The sequence below is a fragment of the Cyclonatronum sp. genome, assembly GCF_022565315.1.
In the GTDB taxonomy this organism is placed as follows: Bacteria; Bacteroidota; Rhodothermia; order Balneolales; family Cyclonatronaceae; genus Cyclonatronum.
Window position 1 is genome coordinate 36,048 of record NZ_JAIUMX010000010.1, and the last position, 24,174, is coordinate 60,221.

A 24,174-nucleotide genomic window follows, 5' to 3' on the forward strand; every position below is an offset into this window, starting at 1 on the left:
GCTTTTCCGTGAAAGGCTGCTCATTACCTGAGCAGCCTTTTGCGTTATATAGCTTTCTTGCACAATTAATTATTTCAGTTACCGCTTAATGAGTAATACTGCCGCTTCATTTACCCCTATAGAAAAGCTCGGTCGAAAAGGTCTGATCGAAAAAATTGCCGCTGAGTTCGGCAGGCATGGTGAAGGCCTTGTTTTTGGCATTGGTGATGATGCCGCCGTACTTGATACCAAATCAGGCGGGCATCCGCTTATCAGTTCTGAAATTTACTCAGAAGGGGTGGATTTCGATCTTACATACACACCCTGGAACCATCTCGGTTTTAAAGTGATATCGATGGCAGTTTCTGATATTTTTGCGATGAACGGCAAACCAGAGTTCATTTTCCTGAACTTATCTCTAACCAATAAGATTTCAGTTGAGATGCTCACCCTTTTCTATCAGGGCGTTGCTCACGCTTGCAGTACATACAATGTGCGGTTGGCCGGCGGTGATTTCGGTGCATCGCATCATACCTGCTCAGTAGCGGTTACTGTGTACGGAACTGCCGGGGTGCCGGTTTACCGTTCGGGTGCAAGGCCTGGTGATGCCATCTGTGTTACCGGTGATCTGGGTGCTGCAAGCTGCGGCCTTATGATTTTGCTGCGTGAAAAAAGACATTTCGAAACCGCTGAACAAACCGTTTTTGAACCCGATCTGAGCCCGTTTGAATATGTGGTTCGGAAACAGCTGGTTCCTGAAGCACGCTTCGATTGTATAGAATCATTCAGAGCTTCTGAGATTGTTCCCTCGTCGATGTCGGATATCTCAAAAAGCCTGGTGAGTACCCTGCTTGAAATGATGGAAAGTTCGAAATGCGGCTGTAAAATTTTTGAGGCAGCGCTGCCTGTCCATCCTGAAACCAGAAACACAGCCGATGAACTCGAGAAGGATATCGATACCTTTGTTTTATACGGTGGGGAGGATTTTGAGCTTTTATTCACCCTACCGGAGAGTCAGGTCAAAACTTTTGCAGACCGTTTCAGGGATTTCGTGGTTATCGGAAAGGTTGAGCCTAAAGAACACGGCATCAAAATGCAAACCGCTGAAGGCCACCTGATGACACTAAGCTGACCGCTTGCCTAAGGAATGCAGACCAAAACGGAACTGTTCAGTATGGATGCTTTATGTTTTTTGCTCAAATGCACTATTCATGAAACAGGGGCGTTGGCAGAGCGCTGTTAAAAAGAATTTGGTACAGGTATTTCCTATATTTAAAGGCTGTACATCAAACCCCGCTCAAGACCGTTTGGTGAGCCAACAAAAAACACCCGATTTTGTATATATCCCGCTTTATTTAAGCGACAAATTATTTTTTTATTCAATCCAAAGAATGGCAGATCAAAACTCAAAAACACCAAAACAGGCAGACGATAAAAAGCCGAAAACCCCAAGGTTTCCGATTTGGATCTATGTAGCAATTCTGGTAGGTCTTATCATTATCCAGATTTTTGCTTTTTCTCAGGATTCTTCCTCCCGAATTGACTACAGTGAGTTTCTAAACCATGTTCAGCAAGGCTGGGTAGAAAAGGTCACGATTGTGAACGGGGTCAAAATCGAGGGGCTTTACCGGCAGTCAGCTGTCGATGCCGGGCATGTTGGCCGTCAGCCTGAAGAAAGCAATCAGCGATGGGCATCTTCAGCTCAGGAAACGGGTAACAAGTTTACAGCAACGATCATACAGGGTGATGAAATCCGTGAAATCAGGGCGTTGCTTGATGAACACAATGTAGCCTATGATGCAAGGATTGATGAAAACTGGTTCGGAAGTTTGTTTATCTGGCTCATTCCCATCGCACTCATTATTATTTTCTGGATTTTCATTTTCAAACGGATGAACCCCGGTCAGCAGGTGCTGAATATCGGCAAGAATAAGGCGGCACTTTACGATAAACAAAGTGAGAATAAAGTTACTTTTAAAGATGTAGCCGGCCTTGAAGAGGCTAAAGAAGAAGTAGAAGAAGTGGTGGAATTTCTGCGTAATCCGGAGAAATTTTCAACTCTTGGAGGTAATATTCCAAAGGGCGTGCTGCTTGTAGGCCCTCCGGGTACAGGTAAAACCCTTATGGCAAAAGCAACTGCCGGCGAAGCTGATGTTCCGTTTTTCAGCCTCAGCGGTTCAGATTTCGTGGAAATGTTCGTGGGGGTTGGTGCCGCCCGTGTGCGTGATCTTTTCAAGCAGGCAAAAGAAAAAGCACCTTGTATTATTTTTATTGATGAAATTGATGCTATCGGTCGCAGCCGTGGTAAAAATGCCATGGCTGCCTCCAACGATGAGCGTGAAAACACCCTCAATCAGCTGCTTTCAGAGATGGATGGCTTCAATACCGAAAAGGGCGTCATCATAATGGCTGCTACAAACCGGGCCGACATTCTCGATTCGGCGCTGCTTCGCCCGGGGCGTTTCGACCGTCAGATTCTGATCGACCGGCCCGACCTTAAAGGCCGAGAAGCAGTTCTGAAAGTTCACCTTAAAAAAATAAAAGTCGGCACCGATATCGATCCTAATATGCTGGCTTCTCAAACACCGGGCTTTGCTGGTGCCGAGCTGGCCAACATGTGTAACGAAGCAGCCCTGCTTGCCGCCCGCCGTAACAAGGATCAGGTTGAAATGGTTGATTTTCAGGATGCCATCGAGCGCGTTGTTGCTGGTCTGGAAAAGAAAAACAAGATCATCAGCCCGCGTGAGCGCCGCATTGTTGCGTATCATGAAGCGGGCCATGCTATTATTGGCTGGTATCTGGAGCATACCGACCCCGTTCTTAAAGTTTCCATTGTGCCGCGCGGACTTGCGGCTTTAGGGTACACGCTGCAAACCCCCACGGAAGATCGCTTTCTTATGACGACAGAGGAGCTTAACGACCGGATTTGTGCATTGCTTGCGGGCCGTGCTGCCGAGGAAATTGAGTTCGGCCGCATCTCGACCGGTGCGCAAAACGACCTTGAGCGCGTTACAAAGATGGCCCTCTCTATGGTTACTGTTTACGGGATGAGTAATAAAATCGGTAATATCTCCTACTACGATTCTCAGAACGAAGGAGGGATGTTCGGTTTCAACAAGAGATACAGTGAATCGACTGCTCAGCTAATCGATAATGAAGTTTCCCGTATAATTGCGGAATGCTATCAGCGAACCATAAACATGCTTCGTGAACACCGCGAAATGCTCACCCACATGGCCGAAACCCTTCTTGAAAAAGAAATTCTCGGAGCAAAAGATCTTGTTGAAATGCTCGGTGACCGGCCTTCCGGAAACTACCCCCTCAAGTATAAAGATTTGTTCAGCACGGCTGATAAAAAACCCAAGGTAAATGGCGCTGATGAAACCGCAAAGACAGATGCTCATGCCGATGCGGTAAAATCTGAGCCGGCCCCTGCAGCTTCAGATGAATTAAGTGGAACCACAACGGATGAAAGCGAAGCCTCTGTGAAAGCTGACTCAGCTTCTGATGCTCAGTTAGCAAATGGAAAAGGAAACAGTGAGCGAGCCGCCGCAGATGCCGAAGGGTCTGCGAAAGAGGATAAACAGTAAAACCGGCAGCTGTTTACTACCAAATTGAAACACACGGCCTGATTTACGCAAGTAAGTCAGGCCGTTTTTTTGATTGGGAAAATCCTCTGAATTTTGGTTTTGATTCCCTTATTATAAACTTCTTAGATAAGTAACACTTGCGGATACTAACCCAAATCATTTCACCAATTTATATAAAAATGTTCAAACTATCTTTTTCCAGCCTTATCGCTGCTGCTCTGCTTGCAACAGCTCTGCTAACTGCCTGCGGTTCTGAATCAGAGCCGGCCGAAGCCGAAGTTGTTTCAGCCTACGATTTGTTTATGGATAACCTGCGGGCTGAGTGCGGAAACGCCTATGCCGGCAGTCTTACCCTTGAACCCGAAGGTGATACCATGCTGGACGGCCGCGAGCTGCTTCTGGTGCATTTCAGGGAGTGCGAGGAAGATGTAATTCGCGTACCGTTTCATATTGAGAAGCTCGACGGCGAATGGGACCGCTCCCGCACCTGGATATTCACCCGCACGGAAGAAGGCATCGACCTGCGGCACGATCACCGCAAGCCCGACGGCAGCGATGATTCATTTACCATGTACGGCGGTCCAACACACGGTGCTGCCGATCCGAATCAGATGGAGTTTATCTCTCATGAGCGTACCGAAGAAACCGGTATTTACCGCGGGTGGCGCATCATAATTGAGCCGGGTGTGCGCTATGTGTACGGCACACACCGAGGCGGTGAATGGTCATGGAGAGTTGATTTCGACCTCACTCAAGCTGTTGACGCCCCGCCAGCACCCTGGGGACATGAGTGAAAATGGTTGATCAGGCCAAAAATCTGAATCACGGCCGGAAAAACATCACCCGAATATAAAACAAAGCCGCCCGGCCAGCACACTGTTGCGGGTCGGGCGGCTTTGTTGTAGATAGTTTCGAATAACGCGGCAGGGCCAAAAAAGACCTGAGGAGATGTTGTGTTCGGCCTACTTTTGGCCTGGTGCTTTAAACCGGTTTACGCTTTCAGGCCTTAGTTTACGGTGTTTGGTGCTGCGGCCGCCTACCCGCTTTCGCCACATTTTGAAACTCGACGGCTTCATGTGGCTGCGCATGAGGGCCCGGACTTCATTTTCTTTGAGCCCGAACTGAAACTCAATGGCTTCAAACGGGGTGCGGTCTTCCCAGGCCATTTCAATGATGCGGGAAATGTCGCCTTCGGTAAATTCAATTGTGTTTTTCATGATCGTGTAACCGGCGGAATGACTCTGCCCGTTCACAGGAAGCTGATTTGCAGCTCTTAAAGCAGGTCTGCAACCTGTCAATCTGTGTTTGGTCGGAACATTTGAGAGGTCGCTTCTGTTATGCCGGCAGAACTAAACATCACAAATAAATCCTTTTTATGAAAGACCTGATAGTATTGATTGTGGGCGGATCCGGCGGTGTTGGCGCTTCAACTGCTAAACTGTTTGCCAAGGCCGGAGCAAAGATTATTCTTGCGGCACGCAACCGAACCAAAGCTGAAGAAGTTGCCCTTGAAATCAATAACGGCGGGGGAGATGCCTACGTAACCGACGTGGATGTAACCGATTCAACCTCCGTTTTTAAGATGACTGATGACGTAATCAAAGAATTTGGCAAAATTGATATTCTCATCAATGCCTTCGGCATGGGCATCATACAGCTGCTGCTTGATGTTGATCCGCGCAAGGCCAAAGAAGTATTCGATGTGAATGTGTACGGCACCTTCCTTGTAACTCAGTCGGTGCTCAGGCACATGGCAACGGCCAAAAGTGGTAAGGTAGTGATGTTCCCCGGTATTCTGGGTAAAGCGGTGATGAAGGGCTCCTCTGTGTACTCGGCCAGCAAGTTTGCCGTAACCGGTATGACCAAAGCTCTGGTTGATGAACACCGCCGTTCTAACGTAAGATTTACCCTGATGTATCTGGGCGGGATCGATACCGGTTTCTGGGATAGCGACCTCATCGATATGCGCGTACAGCGCGATAAAATGCTTTCCGCCGGTGAAGTAGCCAAGGCAGTTTATTACGCCTGCTCGCAGCCGGGCAGTTCAGTACTCAACGAAATTGTGATTCAGCCGGATAGTCATCAGATGGTGTGATGGTGTTCCGTTACAGAAATTATTCAAGAGAGCACGCGCAAAGCGTCGAAAAAAAAGCTACACCTCTTAAAACAAAAAAACCGGTCGAATGACCGGTTTTTTTTGTTCGGGTATTTCCCGGTACAACGAGGAGTGATAACCCTCCGCTCATGAGAAAATCAGGCTTTGCCGTTACCGGCTTTCACGTTGCGCATATGAACGACCGGGCAGCGTGATACGGCTTCTTTGTATGAGCGGGTGATGATTTCCATGCCCTCATCAATGTGGGCGGTTGTGACCGTGAGCGGCGGGCGGAAGCGTACGGAGTGTGTGCCGCATTGCAGGATCAGCAGGCCGTTTTTGTGGCATTCACTGGTGAAGGCCGCGCGGGAGTGATGATCGGGGAAGTCGAAGGCACACATGAGACCTTTACCGCGGGCGTTGGTTACATAGGTGTGCTCGGCGGTGAATGCGTGCAGTTTTTCGAGCAGATAGGCGCCAACTTTGGCTGCGTTATCTACCAGGTTTTCGGCTTCAATAACTTCGAGGTAGCGTTGGAAACGCACCATATCGACCAGGTTTCCGCCCCAGGTGGAGTTGATGCGGGAAGATACTTTGAACACATTGGTCTTCACTTCATCAACCCGCTCGCCGGCGAGAATGCCGCAAACCTGTGCTTTCTTGCCAAAGGCGATGATATCGGGCTTCACGTAGTGTTCGTGGCACCAGAATTTGCCGGTGAGGCCAACGCCGGTCTGCACTTCGTCGTAGATTAGCAGGGCTTCGTGGCGGTCAGCCAGGTCGCGCAGCGCCTGATGGAATTCCGGGCGGAACTGATTGTCGCCGCCTTCTCCCTGAATCGGCTCCAGAATGATAGCCGCGATGTCATCTTTGTGAATTTCGAACCAGCGCTCGGCTTGTGCAAGAGCCATCTTTTCAGCTTCTGCCACTTTCATGGTGTTTTCCTCAGTGATCGGGAAAATCATTTTCGGATTGTGGATGCGTGGCCAGTCGAATTTCGGGAAGCGCGCAACTTTGTTAGGCTCGGTGTTTGTCAGCGACATGGTGTAGCCGGTACGCCCGTGAAAAGCCTGTTCGAAGTGCAGTACTTTGTGCCCTTTTTCGTGGCGGTAGCCTTTCTGATGGTTTTTCTGAACCTTCCAGTCGAAGGCAACTTTCAGGGCGTTCTCTACAGCGAGAGCGCCGCCGGCAACGAAAAACGCATGCGGAAGGTATGAAGGAATACCCACACGATCGAAGGTATCTACAAACTCAGCCATTTCGCGGGTGTACACATCAGAGTTCGACGGGTTGTTGACCGCAACACGGGTGATTTTGTTCAGAAAGTCGGGATCACTCATCATCGGGTGATTCATCCCGAGCGGGTTGGATGCAAAAAAGGTGAAAAAATCCAGGTAGTTGCGCTCATATTTTGAGCAGTACAGATATGGACCTTTGCTGTTTTCGAGATCAAGAACCATGTCAAAGCCGTCAGCCAGTATGCGGCGGCCTAAAACGTCGTGAACCTGAGCGGCATCAATAGATTGCTTAACAGTCATGCGCAGTAGGATTATTAAAGTGTTTTTGAGATATGCTCACAGGCATTAAATATGCCGAAATATAGCCAGAATAGCCGTTTTTTGACAAACAGCACAAGTTGGGTTTAAACTGTTTAAAGCCTGATTCAGCCGGCCAATCTTAAAAAAGAAGGGTGCACCGACGACGTGCAGCGGCTTCCCGTTTCCGAAACAAGGCTGTATGTTTAGGCTTCGGAGGCGGATATTCTTCCGCCGGTAGCTTCATGCGGAGCACAGCAGCCCCCAACGAAGCGCTGTGCAGCTACGGCGCTGCGGCAGGTGTACTGCCTTTTGAGCTGCCCGTGAGCACATCCCCCGATACCCCCAAAAAGTGCCGGGACAGCGATGAATAATTTCAGGGCAGCTGTGGCTTTGCTATTTTTGTGGTGCAGGGTGATGTGCGCCCTGGCATGATTCTTTTTTTTAACTTTTAATTTAGCTGCTATGCGTTTTGTTGATTTTAAGACCGCTGACCTCAGTGATGTGCACCGGGAAGGTGTTCAGGTTGCTGATGATGTATTCCGGAGTTTCGGGCTGAAAACACGCTTTTGCGGGGAAGTGGTTACTGTGAAGGTTTTTGAGGATAATGTGCTGGTGAAGCGCGAGCTTGAACAGCCGGGTAGCGGGAAGGTGCTTGTGGTTGATGGCGGTGGCTCCCGAAGGGTGGCGCTGATGGGCGATCAGCTTGCGGCACTTGCACTCGAAAACGGCTGGGAGGGCGTGGTGATTTACGGGTGCATCCGCGACTCGGCTGATATTAATGCCATGAAGGTGGGGGTGCGTGCTTTGGGTACGCATCCGTTTAAAAGTGTGAAGAGGGGTGAGGGCAGCCGGCAGCAGAGGCTGGATTTTGCAGGCGTTGCTTTCAGGCCGGGAGCGTTTTTGTATGCGGATGAAGACGGCATTTTGCTGACTGATAAGCCGCTGCATGAGTACGGCTCAGAAGAGGCCAAGTTCTTCTGAGAGGGTGCGGTATTGTACGAAGGCATCCCGGCAGCCGGAAGTGAGCCGGAAGGCCGGGTGTTTGGAGAGGTCGCGGATAATCCAGGCGTACCAGTAGTAGCGAACGGCTTTTGGGAAGCTGTTGCGTACGCGCCGCAGGAAGTGCTCGCGCTCCCAGGTGTTGCTGCCGTGGAAGCAGCGGATGAACAGGCAGGAAAATTCGTCGGGTAGTTTGGCGTAGCGCCGCTCCATCCACGAATCGAGATACACGGTGTCTTCTGCTTTTTCGAATTCGGGGTAGCGGATAGCGGAATCGCGCCGGTGCATGATGCTGCCGGGTACGCCGTGGGGCAGGCTGCCGAGGTAGGGCAGGTTTCGGTACTGCGGGTCGCTGAGGTGCATCAGGGTTTGGCCGAGGCAGCAGGCATCGTAGCCCTGCTGAAGGTACCCGGCTTGTATTCGGATGCGGTCGGGGTGGTACCAGTCGTCGTCGTCCCACTGGGTGAGGTATTCGCCGCGGGCGGCGTTGAGGGCTGTGTTCCGCAGCCGCCCGAGTACCTGGGCTTTGGGCACATCCCGGATGTAGCGAATTTGGGAGGGCGGCAGGTTGGTGAAAAGCCCCGAGTAGTCTTCCTCACCGTCGTCGATTACAACGAGCTCCCTGTTGGGGTAGGTTTGCTGCTCAAAACAGCGCACCGACCGTGCAGCCAGCGCTTTGCGGTTGGCTGTTACCATAAGACAGCTTACAAGCGGAAGGTGAGACATGTATGGTTTGGGGTGTTTTTGTGAGGCGGTTTACGGGTGAATCTGTGATTGCTTGCTGAGGTGTGGCTGCAAGTGCCGCACTGCATGCACCCTTTGGCTTTACCCGTCCGGTATGGACAGCCGCAGCGGTTTGGTGCGGGTGAATAAAAGCATGCAATCAGGAAACAAAACCCAGCCCCAAAATAGCCCGAATGGATATTAAGGTATTAAACAGGGCTTTGTAACAAAGCATAAGGTACAGCCGCGATAATATGCGTAACTTTGGCCGGAGCTGAAAATCCAAACTGTTGACCATAAACTGCATGTATGCACGGCGGCAAAACCAAAGGCAGAAAGCGGCTTTCTGAAAGCCGGCTTTTATTTATTACACAAGATTTTCCGCCTCAGTTTGGCGGCATTAACAGCTACAGTACAGAGCTTTGCCTTCGCTTTGTGAAGCAGTTTGATAAGCTCACGGTGGTTACACCGCATCAGAAGGGGTGTGAGCGTGTGGATGATGCCCTGCCTTATGAGGTGGTTCGTATTAAGTGCCAGAGTGCCTGGCTCGGCTGGAAGATGAAGCGGGATGTGGCCTGGCTGCTTGAAACGGTTAATCCGGATATCATTTTTCACACCCAGTGGACGACCCTCGCTGCGTCTAAAAAAGCCAGGAAATTGGGGTATATGGGGCGTATTGTTTGCGCGGCGCATGCACGGGAGCTGTTTCGTGAGCCGGGCGTTCCGCAGCCGTTGCTGGGCTGGTTCAGGCGCGTGCGGGCCGAATATTTGCGGCTGCCGGATCTGTGGCTGCCTGTGAGCCGCTATACCGACGGAATTCTGGATCAGTACAGGGTCCCTGCGGAGCTGCGGCAGATTATGCCGAACGGAGCCGATCCTTCGCACTTCAGGCCTTCAGAAGATGCAGAAAACCGGATGCAGACCAGAAAACGCTACGGGCTTTCTCATAACGATTTTGTGCTCATCACCACCACCCGTATTGTGCCCCGAAAAGGCATAGATACCACAATCGATGCCCTGAAGCAGTTGTATCCGAAATACCCGCAGCTGCGGTATGTGGTGGTAGGCAAGGGGGAATCCCGGGAGGAGCTGGAGCGGCACAGCCGGGATGCCGGTCTGGGTGATGTGGTACAGTTTGCCGGAACCGTTCCGTTTGATGAATTGCCCGAACTGTACAGTGCCTGCGATCTTTTTGTGATGGTGCCTAAAACCATTCTGCCTGATGTGGAAGGCTTTGGCATTGTGTATCTTGAGGCCGGTGCCTGCGGGCTTGCGGTAATCGGCAGTAATTCCGGCGGTGTACCCGATGCCGTTGAAGACGGCCATACCGGGCTGATTGTGCCTGAGCAGGACCCCGCTGCCCTGGCAGCAGCCATTGAGCGGATGATAACTGCACCCGAAACCCGCATCGCATTAGGTAAGAACGGGCGCAGGCGCGTAACCGAAAAGTTAAACTGGGACACTACAGCCTTTCAGATTCTCGAACTGCTCAAACAGGCAGACGAGACCATCTTCTAAACAAACGACATGCTTACTGATATCCTCCAGGCCATTCATGGCTGGCTTACTTCTGTTGAAGGTGAAACGATTACGGCCTTCACCATACTGCTTACGCTTTCAACAACGGTTCATATCATCATACGGGTGTGGGTTATCCGGCTGCTTCACAAGCTGGACGAAAATACAGCCAGCGAATGGTACGCTGAAATCATCAAGGCAAAGCTGCCGCAGCGGGCGCTGATGATGGTACCCCTCATCTTTCTGTACCTTGGTATCGATTTTGTGCCGGGCCTCAATGAGGCCTTTGAAGGCTTTGTGACCCGCCTCACTGCATCTCTCATGATTTTGGTTGCAGCCCGTGTAATCGATGCCCTGCTCAGCTCGGTGCATGCCATTTACCGCATGATGCCCAAAGCAGATCAGCGGCCCATCAAATCCTACATTCAGCTGGGTAAGCTGATTGTGTATATATTTGCCCTCATTTTTATTATCGCCAGCCTGTCGGATCAGTCGCCCTGGTACTTTTTGAGCGGAATTGGTGCCATTATGGCCATTTTATTGCTCGTATTCCGGGATACGCTGCTCTCGCTGGTGGCAAGTGTTCAGCTTACCAACAACGATCTGATCCGCATTGGCGACTGGATTGAAATGCCCAATTTCGGTGCCGACGGCGATGTGGTTGATATCTCCCTGAATACCGTTAGGGTGCAGAACTTCGACAAAACCTTCACGGTAATTCCGACACACAAATTTCTGGACCACAGCTTCAGAAACTGGCGCGGTATGAGCGAAGCCGGCGGCCGGCGCATCATGCGCTCCCTTCACATTGACCTTTCCAGCATTCGCTTTTTGAACTACAAAGAAATTCAGCAGCTGCGCAAGACCCATCTTTTGGGCAGCTATATCGAAGGGAAGATGGAAGAAATTATGGCCTACAACGAAAAGCACCTGGGCGATAATCCTTCTGTGCTCACCAACGCGCGCTGGCTTACAAATGTGGGAACTTTCCGCGCGTATGTTATCGAGTATCTTAAGCGGCATCCCCGCTCAAAAAAAGACCTGCTGATGCTTGTGAGGCAACTTGAACCAACCGGGCATGGCCTGCCGCTGCAGATCTATGTGTTTACCAACACCACTGCCTGGGCAGAATACGAAGCAATTCAGGCCGATATTTTTGATCATCTGCTTTCGATACTTCCCGAATTTGGTCTTCGCGTGTATCAGCAGCCTACGGGTGAGGATTTCAAAATGCTGAGCCGCCGCGGTTGAGCCGCCGTTAGAAAGCAGCTCTGCTGCGGTTTAGGGCTTTTGATTTCGGTTGAAAATCGTAACCGCATGATCGGCCGAGAGCATCGCCAGCGGTATGCCGCCCCCGGGGTGCGTTGAGCCGCCAACAAGATACAGCCCGTCGAGGTAAGGCGATTTGTTCCTGGGCCGCATGAAGGCCGAGAACTGATGGTTCGATGAAGTACCGTAAATACTGCCCCGGTTTGAGCGGTAGCGGTCATAAAATTCCTGCGGACTGATGTGTTCCCGAACCTCAATGAACTCCTGCAGGTTTTCCAGCCCGAATTTTTCCAGTTTTTTTATGATGAGGTCGCCGTAATCCCGCGAAAGCTCTTCGGTCCATACTACTTTGTCGGTGAGGTAGGGTGCGTTGATAAGGATGAACAGGTTCGAACAACCCTCAGGGGCATGCCCGGCATCGCTGTAAGAGGTGTTGGCAATGTAGATGGTCGGATCTTCAGGAAGCACTTTCCGCTGGAAGATTTCCGCAAACTCTTTTTCATAATCCCGTCCGAAGAAAATGTTGTGATGTTTGAGCTGCGGGAAGGTTTTTCTGACACCGAGCAGCATCACAAAGCCGGAACAGGAAGGTTCGATATCCGTAAACCTGCTGCGCTTCTTTGATTTTATTACATCTGCATCGAGCAGCTTGGCATAGGTGAAGGTAGCGTCTGAGTTAGAGAAAACAGCATCTGCTTTGTGGGTACTGCCGTCGGCAAGTTCAAGCCCGGACACCGTTTTTTCTTTAGTAGTGATGCGGGTTATATCCGCATTGTAGGTGATTTCCACACCCAGCTCAAGGCAGAGCCTTTCGAGCGCTTCAGCTATTTTATAGAGGCCGCCCTTCACATAATACGCGCCCAGGCAAAGCTCCACATAGGCGATTACGTTGATGGTAGCCGGTGCAAGATAGGGTGAAGATCCGTTGTAGGTCGCAAACCGCTTGAACACCTGCCGCAGATATTCAGATTTAAAACAGCGGTCAACACGCGTGCTTACGGTTGGGAAGGCATCAATCTTGAAGACATCTGATTTTTTCAGATTTTTCAGGTCTTTGATGGTTTGCAGCGGGTTCATGATGAAGGTATCCGCTGTTTTCTGGTACAGGTCGGCGGCGTAACCCAGAAACTTGACGTATTCTTCGCAGTCTTCGGGTGCAAAGGCCGCAATTTGCCCCAGGGTCTGCTGAAGGTTGGCCGAACAGTCGAACACGGTGCCATCGGTCCAGTTATAGCGGCATAGCGGGTTTATGGGCTCAAAACTGAGGTAATCATTCACGTTGCGCCCGCAGTCTTTAAACAGTTTTTCTATTACGAAAAGCATGGTGAGCAGGCTCGGCCCGGTATCAAAGCGGTAGCCGTTTTTTATAATCTGATTCATTTTGCCGCCGGCACTTTCAGTGCGCTCCCAAAGCTTCACCTTATGCCCCTGTGCTGCAAGCCGGGCCGCAGTGCTTAATCCCCCGATTCCGGCACCGATAACGCCAATGTTTTTCTTCATAGCTGAAATTGAATCCTCAATGGTAAGGTTTTTCTTCGTTGAGCTTTATAAAACGCAGATTTGAAATACAGGGTTTGTGCTGCTGCCTGTAAGGGTATCAAGCCGCCAGGTTTGTGCTTAGCTGGCTTAATGTGCTGAGGCTTGCGTATGCGTATGGTATAAGGTCAAAAATAAGCTATTTGTGCCTAATTGTTTGATCTCATTTCAGGCCTGAAACCTGCGTGTGAGTCTTGCAACGGTTTCTATATGATACGTCTGCGGGAACATATCAACCGGTTGTACCCGGTCGATAGTGTACACCCGGCTGAGTTCTGCCAGGTCGCGCGCCATGGTTGCGCTGTTGCAGCTCACATAAATGAGGCGGTCAACGGCGAGTTCGCACAGGGTTTTTACCACATCGGGATGCATACCCGCCCGCGGCGGATCGGTGATAATCACATCAGGCCTGCCATATTTCTGAATGAATTTTCCGGTGAAGACATCTTTCATATCGCCGGTTTCAAAGGCGCAGTTTACAACGTTATTGGCTGCGGCATTTTTCCGGGCATTTTCCACCGAAACGGGGCTCAGCTCGATGCCTACGGCCTGCTTCACCGCATCGGCGGTGTACAGGGTTAGGGAGCCGACGCCGCAGTAGAGGTCGAAGAGCAGGTCGTCGGGGCGAAGGTCCGCAAATTGCCGGGCGGTTTCATAGAGCTGCCCGGCCTGCAGGGTGTTGGTCTGGAAAAAAGTGTTGGCATCGATCCGGAAGAGGTTGGCCCCAAGTTTTTCGGTGATGTATCCGGGCCCGAACAGTACGTTCTCAAAACGCCCCTCAGAACTTGGTGAAGGGGTGTCGTTCACATTGTTAACGATGGTTGTGATTTGCGGAAAGCGTGCAAGCAGGGCTTCGGCAAGGGGCTTCACGATATCGCCACGGTCGGCGAAGGTTACGAGGTTGACCATCAGATCGCCGGTATGATGACCGTTGCGAACCATTACATGCCGGATAAAACCCTGTTTTTTTACGGGGTTGTAGGAGCTGATGTCGTGTTTGAGGGCGTAGCTTCTCACAAAATCCATAATTTCGAAAGAAACGGGAACCTGAAGATGGCACTCTTCCAGGTTCAGAATGCGGTCGAAGCGGCCGGGTGCGTGCATGCCTGCGGCCACATCTTTGTCGGTGAAGGTGATGCCGCTGTCGATTTCCTCCCGCGTGAGCCAGCGCCGGTCGCCGAAGCTGTACTCCATTTTATTGCGGTAGTGCAGCTGTTGCGGCGCGGCAAGCACGGGTAGCGGAATCACATCCCTGAGCCCGCCGATGCGGTGCAGGTGATCCTCCACGTGCTGCCGTTTGAAGCGCAGCTGCTCGGCATAGCTAACATGCTGCCAGGTACAGCCTCCGCATACTGATGCGTGCCGGCACACCGGTTGTACCCGGTCCGGTCCCTCTTTGAGAACTTCGATCAGCTGACCTTCAAAAAAAGATTTCCGTTTTTTGATGATGCGCACCTTCACATGGTCGCCGGGTGCGGTATTTTTAACAAAGCAGGCGCGGTCTTCCAGCCGGCCAAATCCTTTCCCTTCAAAAGCAGCAGATTCAATGGTGAGTTCAGCAGTGTGCCCTTTTTTGACAGCCATGTGTTCGCTTAAATTGGTGAGTTCAGTGTGTGATGAAAATGATTTCGAATCCGCTCAGATTATTGGCGAATCGCTGTTTTGGGCATAAAATGTTTCAGCCTGAAAATACAGCGACTGAAATTCCCCTATATGATTGGCCAGCTCCAGCATGGTTGATTCGAGCTGCTGTGCCATCACCCGGTTAATCTCAGACAGAAGTTTAATGGCAATTTGCGGGTGCCTTTTCTCAAGTGCTCTGAAATCAGGATTAAAAAAGCCCAGTACAACGGTTTCACCCGCTGCCCTCGCCGAGCTCATACGGCGCATATCGTGCGCCAGGCTCAGATTGCCGAAGGTGTCAGGGCTTGTGAGCCGGAAAGAGCTTCCGATTTGAGTTCCCTTCTCATTTTCCACAAAAAGCTCAACGGAGCCGCTTTCAATAATATAAAAGCCGTTTCCGGGATCTTTAATGTGGTAAATCATTTCCCCGTCGGCATACACACGGCGGTGGCATAGCTGCAGAAACTCGTAGGTTTCCGTGTGGGAGAGGTTTTTGAGAAAGGCCGAATTAAACACAATATTGGCCTGATTGCGCATGGTTTTGAGGAATCCGTTTTTTTTGAGCATAGCCAATGATGTTGAGTAAGCGGGTTTTAGGAGTAAGTGAAGCGGTTCGCAGGGAGCTGCTCAGAAGGAGTGCCCGATGCCAAAGTGAATATTGCGGCGGTCCAGCAATGAGGTGCCCGGCTCGTTGCCGAGATCGGTTACCCGGTAAGCAAAATCAACGCGGAAAACCACGAATTCCCAGTCGAGGCGCAGACCGATTCCGGAACCTACGGCTATTTCGCGCCAGAAAGTGTTCAGGCTGAATTTGCCTTCGTCAATTTCGTTTCTTGGGCCGGTCCAGACGTTTCCGAAATCGGTGAAGGCGGCAAAAATCCAGTTCGTACTGAGGAAGTTTCGGGAAAAGGTATTTCTGTACTCAAGATAACCGGCCAGCTTGATATCGCCCCCGTTGATGGGGTTCAGGTTCCGGTCGTTGGTACCGGGCCCGAGTGTGAGCGGGTTCCAGCCGCGGATATCGTTGGAGCCGCCGGCAAAGAAACGCCGGTTAAGGGGGATGGTTCTGCTCAGGCCGTAAGGATAGGCAAGCCCCACAAAGCCGCGCCAGGCAAAAACGGAGTTGTTTCCTATGGGGTAATATTGCCTGTAATCGAGAGAGCCCTTCACAAACTGACTGTAGCTGAGGTCGCGCCCGCTGCCGCTGAAGGAAGGGAAGGTGCCGCGCAGGGAATCAGGGCGTTCAAAGAAGGTTTCCTCAAGCAGCCGAGGCAGGTTGCCCCCGATTTCGACACTTGTTTCAAGAAAGAACCCGCGGTCGCGCCGGATGGGGTGAGTGGCCGCGTTGCGAAAGGTATATCGCGTGAGGGAATTGATCTGAGGTCGGTAGTCTTCCAGGATGAGCTGCAGAAACAGCGGGTCGGTCGTGGTTTCTTCGAGTACTTCCCGGAATGCCGGGGTGATGTTGGCATCGAACCATTCCAACTCCAGCAGATCGAAAAAGCTGGTTGTAGTCTGATCGTGGTTGGCCTGAAAGCGCATACTGAAGCGCACATTGTCATCAACGGTAAAATTGATCTGCCGGATTTGCCCGTAACTGAGCTGAAAGCGGGTGCGGGGGTTTAGGAAGCGGGTATCGTTGTTGAAACCGGCAAAGGGGAAAGCAAAGCGGGGGAAGCTATAATTTACGAAGGTTTCAATACTACGCGGGTTCTCCTGATTACCCTCGATAAACTCGTAGCTTGTGTTGAGCCCAAGCTCGAAGCGCTCTGCAGAGCCGAAAATGTTGTTGTTGCTGTACTGAAGCCCGGCGCCCAGGCCCAGCCCGATACGCTGCATCCCAAAAAAATCAGCCCGAAGCTGATGCCGGGGCAGGGTTTCCAGATCGAAATAAACGGGTAGAAACTCGCTGCTGTAATCGGGCAGCCCGCCGCCTTCACTGAGGCTGAACTGCCGCAGGCTGAGCATCCCCAGCGTCTGAAACTGATTCACGGTTGACATATACAGCTGGTTGTTGAACCGCTCGCCGGGGGTGAAAAGTACCCGCTGCTGCATCAGCCGCGAACGGGTGCGGGTGTCGGGTTCAATGTTGATGATCATCTGCCAGGGCTCGAAGGTTACCGGCGGCCCGCTGAGCGTATCCGATACAAAGTTGCCGGCCGTTGACTGTGGTGCCGACAGGTTGATACGCACATCCCCAAAGTAAAAAACAGAGCCGGGCTTTACCCGGAAGGCGAGATCCAGATTAAGCGGGTCCTCACGCTCCCGCCTCACCTGAACAACAATGGAATCCCGGTTTGCGGAGGCATATCCGTTGTTGTGCAGCATGCTGAGAATGCGGTTACGCTCCTCGCTGATCAGATCAACAGAGTAAATCCGGTTTGAAACAAAAGTACTGTCGTTAACCGGCTCGCTGAAGCGAATGAGCTGACTGCGCGACAAAAACCGCTCCAGAGTACGCTCGTCTTCAAACTCCGGGATTCCGGAAAAGCTCACGGTACGCATCACAGAGGGCTCGCCCTCATCTATCCTGAAAATTACCTGCCAGCGATTGCGCCGAAGTTCGCGGATTTCTGATTCAATGGTTGCTTCGAGGTAGCCGTTGTTGTTGTAAAAGATGCGGAGCCGTTCAACATCCTGCGCGATGGTTGCACTGTTAATCATGCGCGGAGCTTCTCCCAGCCGCGAGCTGATGCGGTTGAGGCCAAGCCAGAGTGTGGCCCCCGGAATGCTGAATATCTCACGGTTGGTGCGGGTCCGCACAACGGTCTGAAGCACACCATTACTGATGGCATCGTTGCCGTTAAACTGAACTGACCTTACAAGCCCTTCGGGCTCACTTCTGTTATCCGGCTGTACCTGTGTAATTTTGGCTGCGTTGGCGTGTACAGATGGGGCAAAAAGAAGCAGAAATAAAAGCACAAGGCGGAAAAGGCCCGAAGGGTTTACCCTATTAACCCAATTTACCCAATCGGATACAGACAGCAAGAAACGGGCGGAAGTCAAAAGTGTGAAATTTTATCAGCATTAAGGTGTAAGACGTACAAATATACGGGAAACTACAGCAAAGATTTTGTTTGCAAAGGCCTGTTTCCCGAAAACAAAAACGGCTGCACGTTTCCGTACAGCCGTTTTTGAAGGTCTTAAATTGCAGCCTGCTAATGGCTTAAAGCGCCTTTAGCAGGCTGCCGGAAATCAGACGTCGTCGTAATCGAAGCCGTCGTCTTCTTCACCATGGAAAAAATCTTCTTTCATGATGTAATCAGGCCAGATTTCTTCGATACTTTCGTAAGGGGTGTCATCTTCTTCGTCGAGTTCATACAGGTTGTCGATAACCTGCTGCGGACATCCGTTGCGCTCTCCCCACTCGATAAGCTCTTCGCGGGTAGCGGGCCAGGGAGCTTCTTCCAGAGTCGCGGCTAATTCAACTGTCCAGATCATAGGGTTTTAATATTGGCTGTTTGTGAAAAGGGATATGGTTAAAAAAAAGAGTAAGCTGTACTGAAGTCCCGAAACGGGGTTTTTCGTTTGAAAGTATTGGATTACAGCAAATCTTAATAAAATTATGATTTTAAATAAAGTGTTGTTTTTGCAGGGTTTTGGCTTTTTGAGGTTCTGAAAACGAACCTTGTTCCCATGTCTTTTGCCGATTGCGAACTTCAAGCTTTGCCGATGATAGATAGCAGCCTTCAGGACGAACGATCTCATATTCATCAGCTGATCAGAGACCGGGTTACATAGGTTTTGATTTCGGTCGAATATAAAGCATTTTTAGTAATTTCAGCACAAATATTCAGATGAATAAATAAGCCTTCAGGGCTGTGCAGCACTGTATTTTTATAAGCCTGCCTTTCTGCTTGTGGTTTCAGCAGGGTTTCAGACAGCGCCCTAATTGGAAATGTTATCCGATTGCAATAGTTCGTATATTGCCGGACTGAAACAAGCTTTGTTTCAAAACCACCATCACACATTTTTTGGAGACAACACATGGGTTCATTTGGCGGACTTGAAATTGCCGTTATTGTAATGGTCATTTTACTTCTTTTCGGAGCCAAGAAAATACCGGAACTCGCCCGCGGCCTTGGTCAGGGTATTAATGAGTTCCGCAAAGCATCCAACGAAATCAAGAGTGAAATCGAGCAGGGCTCACGCGAAGGCGATAGCCGCAGCAACAACAGCAGCACCGATCAGAAAGAAAAAACTTCAACCGGTAACTAAGCTGCCTGCCGGCTGAATCAGGAGCACTACTCAGCCTTTAAGCAGCGGTGAAAACCCAATTCATCTATTTTGCAGCCAACTGATATCCGGCACACACAGCGGCTCATCAGCAAGGGTGATCACTCTGCTGAAGCACATGTGAGCCGGCAGCTCGACCTCATTGAGCGCGAAAACCCCGGGCTGAATGCCTTTACGAGCGTTGCCGCAGCGCAGGCGCTTGAGCAGGCCCGGGAAGTTGACCAAAAGCAGCGTGAAGGCACGGCAGGGCGCCTTGCCGGTGCCGTTATCGGTATTAAGGAAGCCATTGTGGAGAAGGGCCGGATCTGCACGTCCGGCTCCAAAATGCTGGCCAATTTCGAGAGTGTTTACGATTCAACGGCTGTAGAGCGCCTTCGCGCCGAAGACGCCATTCTCATCGGCCGCCTGAATATGGACGAGTTCGCAATGGGGTCATCTACCGAGAACTCGGCCTTTGGCATCACCCGGAACCCGGCCGATCGCTCTAAAGTGCCGGGCGGCTCCTCGGGCGGCAGCGCCGCAGCTGTTGCAGCGGGCTTGTGCCATGCCGCACTCGGCTCCGATACCGGCGGCTCGGTTCGTCAGCCGGCATCCCTCTGCGGCGTAGTGGGCCTCAAACCCACCTATGGACGCATCTCGCGCTACGGACTCATCGCTTACGCCTCTTCCTTCGATTGCATCGGACCGCTCACGCAAAGCGTCGAAGACGCTGCGCTGCTGCTCAGCGTGCTTGCCGGTCACGACCCGAAAGATGCGACCTCATCGCGGCAGCCGGTGCCCGATTACGCCGCCCTCAGCGAAACACTGCCGGCGGGTATCCGCGTGGGGCTGCCCGAAGAATATTTCGGCGAAGGCCTCGATCCGGAGGTCAAAAATCTGGTGATGCAGCAGGTTGAAGCCCTCAAAGCAGCCGGCGCTGTGCCGGTGCCGATAAGCCTGCCGCACACGCCCTACGCCGTGGCCACCTACTACATACTTGCCACTGCCGAAGCCTCGAGCAACCTCGCGCGCTTCGACGGCATCCGCTACGGCCACCGTGCCGACCGCGGCAAAATGCTCGAAGAGCTCGCCGCTGAGAATAAACAGCTTCAGAAAAACGGCGGAAATACGGCCACTGTGGATAGCGCCCTCATCCGGCTCTACAAGCAAAGCCGCACCGAAGGCTTCGGTCCGGAGGTCAAACGCCGCATCATGCTTGGCACCTACGTGCTCAGCGCGGGCTACTACGACGCCTACTACGGCAAGGCGCAGCGCATCCGCCGCCTCATTCAGCAGGATTTCCTCGACGCCTTCCGCTCATGCGATGTCATTCTTTCGCCCACCTCGCCCACAACGGCTTTCGGCATAGGCGAAAAAACCGACGACCCGCTGCAGATGTACCTCAGCGATATCTACACCATTTCTGCAAACCTCGCCGGCATCCCGGCCATGAGCATGCCCGCAGGCCTGCACCCCGCCGACGGCCTTCCCGTTGGCGTGCAGCTGATGGCCCCGCACTTCCGCGAAGACCTGCTCTTTGCTGCCGGCCGCGAACTCGAACGCGCGCAGCAGTCAGCCGGCTGAGGTTTAAGCCGCATCATTCTCAAAGCCATCCGGAGTTGTTTCGGGTGGCTTTTTTTAAAGGGGGGATGTGTTTCCGGCACACCCCAAACCCCGGGCCGGAACGCCCCTTTTGCCGGAGGCCGGCCCTGTTCACCCGAAACGATTCACCGGGCCTAAAACGATGCTGACGGATTGTCGGTTAATCCCTCAGTTCATACTGCAATAACGCCCAATCCCACAACGAAACGTACTGCATGTCAGCACCGCCTGCATCGCCGCTGCCCGCACAAAAACTTGCCCTCTACTGGGGCATGGCTGCGGTCATTCTGCTGGTCTGGGTACTTGCCATGTTCCGGCTTGGCTGGTGGGCCATGTTTGCGGACACCTGGCCGCTCACCCTCACCATGGTGTTCGGCTCCTTCATTGCCGGCGCAACCGCAGAGGGCGGCGGGGCCGTTGCCTTTCCCGTTTTCACCAAAGCCTTCGGGGTAGCCCCGCACGACGCCAAAATCTTCAGCTTCATGATTCAGTCGTTCGGCATGACCATGGCCGGCCTGGTGATTTATCTGCGCAAAATACCGGTGCTGTGGCACGTAATCGGCTTCGGGCTTGCGGGCGGGGTGGTTGGTTTAATTTTGGGTGATGCATTTCTCGTTTTACCCAACCCCTACCCTAAACTCTTTTTCTCGCTGGTGGCCGGGGTATTCGGGTTTTTCCTGATCTACAACCGCTGGATTGTGAACAACAAGCCTGCCGAGCACATCCGGCTCAGGCGCGGTGTGCAGATCGGCCTTTTTGCCGTAACCGGCCTCATGGGCGGCATGGTGTCGTCGGTGATCGGGGTGGGCATCGACATGCTCACCTTCATCCTGCTCACGCTCATGTTCGGGGTTAATGAGAAAATCTCGACCCCGACCACCGTCGTGATGATGGGGCTGCTCTCGGTGTTCGGCTTCCTCTGGTACGGCGCCGTTAAGCAGGAAATCAATCCCGAAGTGTGGCAGTACTGGATGAGCTGTGTGCCTGTTGTCATTTTCGGGGCCCCCTTCGGAGCCTGGGTGTGCAGCAAAATAAAGCGCGATCAGCTGCTGTACCTGCTGCTGCTGCTCATTGCGGTCGATCTCGGCAGCACCTTATGGGTTGTAGCCATGACCCCGGAGCGCATCCTCTTTCTGGTCGTTTCTTCTCTGGTGGCATCTGCCCTGTTTTATCTGCTGCTGCGCATGCGGCGCTACGTTACCGATCATTAGCCGCCGCACAACTGAAATCCCGAACTTAGGCTGCTAATTTGTATATTCTTTTAGCTTAAGGGCTTAGCCCGGCTTAAGTTATTCAAACCGGCAGCAGTTCAAAAAAACAGAACGTTTCAGGGCGGGGATGCGATACCATCGATGCAGGGCATCAGATGCAGGCAGTCCAGGTTTTGGATCGAGTCGTTTTTCAGTATCAGCGCCGGGTTTTCATCATTTGATCTGACTGTATTTTTTATGAAAAAAACCAATCTAACAACGCTTCTGATGCTGGTTTTGCTGCTTGCAGGGAGTATGACGCTGCAGGCACAGGATCAGCTGCGCGACTGGGAAATCCGCGCAACCGAAATTGATCCCTCCAACTACTACGGCATCACCGTGGCCAACGGCATGGTCGGGCTGGTGACCTCGCACGAGCCGCTTCGCGTGAGCGATACCGTGCTGAACGGCATCTACGATCAGTACGGGCGCGGGCGGGTTTCCAACATCCTGCGGGTGTTCAACTTTGCGGGTATGGAGCTGAATATCGACGATCAGTTCATTACCGCGCAGCAGGTTACCAACATGCAGCAGCGGCTCGATATGCGCCGCGCCTTTGCCGAAACGACTTTCGATGTGGGCCGCAAAGCGAGCGTGCGCTACACCGTTCGGGCACTGCGGAACCTGCCCTTTACTTCCATGATTGAGCTGGAAGTAACGGCCCGCGAAAATATCACCATGCGTGCCGCAAGCCGCATTGAGGCGCCCGCGCACCTGCGCGATGTGCGGCAGTTCTATCAGGAAGTGGACCGTCCGCATGTGAACATCCCGATTATGACGTCGGTTGCCCAAAGCCCGACGGGCCGGCACACCGTAGCTGCGGCATCCACCTTTTTGTTCAGCGAGGAGCAGCGTCCGCATCTTGTACATGAAGACTGGGACCACGACATGCACCGGGTGCATTTCACCAAAGAGCTGCGGGCGGGGGAGACCTACCGCTTTACCGTGCTCAGCAGCGTAATCGGTACCGAGCACGTGGCCGACCCGCACAACGAAGCCGAGCGCCTGAGCCTGTTCGCCATGCTCGAAGGCCGCGACCGCCTGATTATGCGCCATGAGCGCGAGTGGGAGCGCCTCTGGGAAAGCGACATTATTATTGAGGGCAACCTGCAGGATCAGATTGATGTGCGCTCAGCCCTGTACCACCTGTACAGCTTTGCCCGCGAAGGCACGGCCTACAGCCTGTCGCCCATGGGCCTCTCCGGGCTGGGCTACAACGGGCACGTGTTCTGGGATACCGAACTCTGGATGTACCCTCCGCTGCTGATGCTGCAGCCCGAAATCGCCAAATCGCTGATCCGCTACCGTTTCGAGCGCAAAGAGGCCGCGCGAATGAAAGCCTTCGCCAACGGCTACCGCGGGGTGATGTTCCCCTGGGAATCGAACGATACCGGGCAGGAAGCAACGCCGGTATGGGCGCTTTCAGGCCCGTTTCAGCATCACATTACGGCCGTGGTGGGCATCGCTTTCTGGAACTATTACCGCGTAACGCAGGATATGGATTTCCTGCGGGAGATGGGCTACCCGCTGCTGCGCGAGGTGGCCGAGTTTTGGGTGAGCCGCGTGGATGAGGGAGAGAACGGCGCCTACCATATCATTAATGTGATGGCAGCCGATGAGTGGGCTGAAAATGTGGATGACAACGCCTTCACCAACGGCGCGGCCATAAGCGCGCTGCGTTTTGCGACGCAGGCCGCGGAGCTGCTCGGCCAAACCCCTGATCCCAAGTGGATGGAAATCGCCAACGGGCTGCCCATCCTGCAATTCGAAGACGGCACAACACGGGAGCACGCCACCTACGAGGGCGAGCTGATTAAGCAGGCCGATGTGAACCTGCTCTCCTTCCCGCTCGACATCATCCGCGACCCCGATCAGATCCGGAAGGATCTGGAGTACTACATCCCGCGTGTGGGTGCGGGTCCGGCCATGACGCACTCGGTTTTTGCCACGCTGTACGCGCGCCTCGGTGATGAGCGCCGGGCCTACGAGCTGTTCCACCGGGCGTACCGGCCCAACGAGCTGCCGCCCTTCGGCGTGATAGCCGAGGATGCCGGCGGTACCAATCCGTACTTCGCAACCGGTGCCGGCGGCATGCTGCAAACCGTGCTTTCCGGTTTCGGCGGTCTCGAAATTACGGACACCGGCATCAAGCAGCTGGAGACCCCTCTGCCGCGCGCCTGGCGCAGCCTCACGATTACAGGCGTGGGCCCCGGGCGGGAAACCTTCCGCAACAACCG

Annotated in this window: 19 protein-coding genes and 1 pseudogene; 12 read left to right on the plus strand and 8 right to left on the minus strand. The window is 52.7% G+C overall.

Going from position 1 to position 24,174, the window contains the following annotated elements:
* The first annotated feature begins 88 nt into the window (after positions 1 to 88).
* The 3 genes and pseudogenes from thiL (at position 89) to LAT75_RS03455 (ending at position 4,363) form a co-directional block, all read left to right on the plus strand.
* Positions 89 to 1,111: a thiamine-phosphate kinase gene (thiL, locus tag LAT75_RS03445; RefSeq protein ID WP_291481225.1), complete on the plus strand. Its 1,023-nt coding sequence runs from the start codon at positions 89 to 91 to the stop codon at positions 1,109 to 1,111.
* Positions 1,112 to 1,370: 259 nt separating this feature from the next.
* Positions 1,371 to 3,299, plus strand: a pseudogene (gene ftsH, locus LAT75_RS03450) (ATP-dependent zinc metalloprotease FtsH); the annotation flags it as partial.
* A 449-nt stretch (positions 3,300 to 3,748) separates the two neighbouring features.
* Positions 3,749 to 4,363 carry a hypothetical protein gene (locus LAT75_RS03455; RefSeq protein ID WP_291481227.1) on the plus strand — a complete coding sequence of 205 codons (615 nt, stop codon included), beginning with the start codon at positions 3,749 to 3,751 and terminating at the stop codon, positions 4,361 to 4,363.
* Between the two features lie 168 nt (positions 4,364 to 4,531).
* Here LAT75_RS03455 and LAT75_RS03460 read toward each other — a convergent pair whose 3' ends face one another.
* Positions 4,532 to 4,786, minus strand: coding sequence for a TIGR03643 family protein (locus LAT75_RS03460; protein ID WP_291481228.1), 255 nt, complete (start codon positions 4,784 to 4,786; stop codon positions 4,532 to 4,534).
* 158 nt (positions 4,787 to 4,944) lie between these two features.
* On the opposite strand from LAT75_RS03460, the gene LAT75_RS03465 reads away from it, so the two are divergent.
* Entirely contained in the window at positions 4,945 to 5,664 is a 720-nt protein-coding gene (locus tag LAT75_RS03465; protein WP_291481229.1) for an SDR family oxidoreductase, read from the plus strand.
* Positions 5,665 to 5,822: 158 nt separating this feature from the next.
* On the opposite strand, the gene lat is transcribed toward LAT75_RS03465, so the two are convergent.
* Entirely contained in the window at positions 5,823 to 7,202 is a 1,380-nt protein-coding gene (gene lat, locus LAT75_RS03470; protein ID WP_291481230.1) for an L-lysine 6-transaminase, read from the minus strand.
* A gap of 152 nt (positions 7,203 to 7,354) precedes the next feature.
* Here lat and LAT75_RS03475 point away from each other — a divergent pair, with 152 nt between their 5' ends.
* Entirely contained in the window at positions 7,355 to 7,573 is a 219-nt protein-coding gene (locus LAT75_RS03475) for a hypothetical protein (protein WP_291481231.1), read from the plus strand.
* A 91-nt stretch (positions 7,574 to 7,664) separates the two neighbouring features.
* Positions 7,665 to 8,183 carry a ribonuclease E activity regulator RraA gene (gene rraA / locus LAT75_RS03480; protein WP_291481232.1) on the plus strand — a complete coding sequence of 173 codons (519 nt, stop codon included), beginning with the start codon at positions 7,665 to 7,667 and terminating at the stop codon, positions 8,181 to 8,183.
* On the opposite strand, the gene LAT75_RS03485 is transcribed toward rraA, so the two are convergent.
* Positions 8,160 to 8,927 carry a glycosyltransferase family 2 protein gene (locus LAT75_RS03485; RefSeq protein ID WP_291481233.1) on the minus strand — a complete coding sequence of 256 codons (768 nt, stop codon included), beginning with the start codon at positions 8,925 to 8,927 and terminating at the stop codon, positions 8,160 to 8,162. The genes rraA and LAT75_RS03485 overlap by 24 nt on opposite strands.
* A 306-nt stretch (positions 8,928 to 9,233) precedes the next feature.
* Here LAT75_RS03485 and LAT75_RS03490 point away from each other — a divergent pair, with 306 nt between their 5' ends.
* Both LAT75_RS03490 and LAT75_RS03495 read left to right on the plus strand, forming a co-directional pair.
* Positions 9,234 to 10,442, plus strand: coding sequence for a glycosyltransferase family 4 protein (locus LAT75_RS03490; protein WP_291481234.1), 1,209 nt, complete (start codon positions 9,234 to 9,236; stop codon positions 10,440 to 10,442).
* Positions 10,443 to 10,451: 9 nt separating this feature from the next.
* Positions 10,452 to 11,693 carry a mechanosensitive ion channel domain-containing protein gene (locus tag LAT75_RS03495; protein WP_291481235.1) on the plus strand — a complete coding sequence of 414 codons (1,242 nt, stop codon included), beginning with the start codon at positions 10,452 to 10,454 and terminating at the stop codon, positions 11,691 to 11,693.
* Positions 11,694 to 11,723: 30 nt separating this feature from the next.
* On the opposite strand, the gene crtI is transcribed toward LAT75_RS03495, so the two are convergent.
* The 5 genes from crtI to LAT75_RS03520 all read right to left on the minus strand — a co-directional run bounded on the left by crtI (position 11,724) and on the right by LAT75_RS03520 (position 18,311).
* Positions 11,724 to 13,211, minus strand: coding sequence for a phytoene desaturase family protein (gene crtI, locus LAT75_RS03500; RefSeq protein WP_291481236.1), 1,488 nt, complete (start codon positions 13,209 to 13,211; stop codon positions 11,724 to 11,726).
* A 204-nt stretch (positions 13,212 to 13,415) separates the two neighbouring features.
* On the minus strand, positions 13,416 to 14,831 hold the full coding sequence (gene rlmD / locus LAT75_RS03505) for a 23S rRNA (uracil(1939)-C(5))-methyltransferase RlmD (RefSeq protein ID WP_291481237.1): 1,416 nt from the start codon (positions 14,829 to 14,831) through the stop codon (positions 13,416 to 13,418).
* A 54-nt stretch (positions 14,832 to 14,885) separates the two neighbouring features.
* Positions 14,886 to 15,437: a cyclic nucleotide-binding domain-containing protein gene (locus LAT75_RS03510; RefSeq protein WP_291481238.1), complete on the minus strand. Its 552-nt coding sequence runs from the start codon at positions 15,435 to 15,437 to the stop codon at positions 14,886 to 14,888.
* Between the two features lie 60 nt (positions 15,438 to 15,497).
* On the minus strand, positions 15,498 to 17,792 hold the full coding sequence (locus tag LAT75_RS03515; protein ID WP_291481239.1) for a BamA/TamA family outer membrane protein: 2,295 nt from the start codon (positions 17,790 to 17,792) through the stop codon (positions 15,498 to 15,500).
* A gap of 273 nt (positions 17,793 to 18,065) precedes the next feature.
* Positions 18,066 to 18,311 (minus strand): DUF2795 domain-containing protein, encoded by a 246-nt coding sequence (locus LAT75_RS03520; RefSeq protein ID WP_291481240.1) that lies wholly within the window; start codon positions 18,309 to 18,311, stop codon positions 18,066 to 18,068.
* A 546-nt stretch (positions 18,312 to 18,857) separates the two neighbouring features.
* Here LAT75_RS03520 and LAT75_RS03525 point away from each other — a divergent pair.
* The 4 genes from LAT75_RS03525 to LAT75_RS03540 all read left to right on the plus strand — a co-directional run.
* Positions 18,858 to 19,088 (plus strand): twin-arginine translocase TatA/TatE family subunit, encoded by a 231-nt coding sequence (locus LAT75_RS03525; RefSeq protein ID WP_291481241.1) that lies wholly within the window; start codon positions 18,858 to 18,860, stop codon positions 19,086 to 19,088.
* Between the two features lie 69 nt (positions 19,089 to 19,157).
* Positions 19,158 to 20,669, plus strand: a complete 1,512-nt coding sequence (gatA, locus tag LAT75_RS03530; RefSeq protein WP_291481242.1) for an Asp-tRNA(Asn)/Glu-tRNA(Gln) amidotransferase subunit GatA — start codon at positions 19,158 to 19,160, stop codon at positions 20,667 to 20,669.
* Positions 20,670 to 20,902: 233 nt separating this feature from the next.
* Positions 20,903 to 21,898 (plus strand): sulfite exporter TauE/SafE family protein, encoded by a 996-nt coding sequence (locus tag LAT75_RS03535; protein WP_291481243.1) that lies wholly within the window; start codon positions 20,903 to 20,905, stop codon positions 21,896 to 21,898.
* 237 nt (positions 21,899 to 22,135) lie between these two features.
* Positions 22,136 to 24,174 (plus strand): glycoside hydrolase family 65 protein (locus LAT75_RS03540; RefSeq protein WP_363320506.1); only part of this gene is annotated, 2,039 nt, incomplete at its 3' end.